This is a genomic window from Cellulomonas citrea, from assembly GCF_009829685.1.
Taxonomy (GTDB): domain Bacteria; phylum Actinomycetota; class Actinomycetes; order Actinomycetales; family Cellulomonadaceae; genus Cellulomonas; species Cellulomonas citrea.
Window position 1 is genome coordinate 1 of record NZ_VWSD01000363.1, and the last position, 572, is coordinate 572.

At 58.9% G+C, this 572-nt stretch carries 2 protein-coding genes; both read left to right on the forward strand.

Translation table 11 applies throughout. The features are described from left to right. A partial coding sequence (locus F2B26_RS16745; protein WP_210766859.1) for a PilZ domain-containing protein occupies positions 1 to 234 on the forward strand: 234 nt, incomplete at its 5' end. Between the two features lie 77 nt (positions 235 to 311). Further along, on the forward strand, positions 312 to 572 hold a 261-nt coding region (locus F2B26_RS16750), incomplete at its 3' end, for an FAD-dependent oxidoreductase (RefSeq protein WP_201292820.1).

Genomic DNA, 572 nt, shown 5'->3' on the forward strand with positions numbered 1-572 from the left:
GTATCGCTCAACATTTCGCAACATGGCGCGCGGATGGAATGCGACACCGTGTTCGCGATCGACCAGAGCGTGCGCATCCAGAACGATTTCGTGCCCGAAATCCGCTCCAAGGTGCGCTGGCGCCGCGATGCGAACTACGGTCTTGCCTTCGACAATTTCTTTACCCTGCGCGAATTCGCCCTGCTTGCGGCGCGCGTGCAATGTCCCATCCTGCTTCAGGAAGAGGGCGGCTGAAAGCGCAGCGAAGGGCATGTTAACCATCCCCTAACCAATTTCCTTCATCCCCTGACAAGACACCAAGAAGGGGGCGAATGGGAATGCAAGCGAACGAGTTGAGCGTCGACGTAGCGATTATCGGGGCGGGTCCGGCGGGCCTCACCGCGGCCTATCTGCTAACCAAGCAGGGGAAGTCGGTCGCGATTATCGAAAAAGACGATACCTCTGTCGGCGGCATCAGCCGGACCGTCGAGCACGAGGGTTATCGCTTCGATATCGGCGGCCACCGCTTTTTCTCCAAGAGCCAGCAGGTCGTCGACCTGTGGAACGAGATCCTGCCCGACGATTTCATCCAG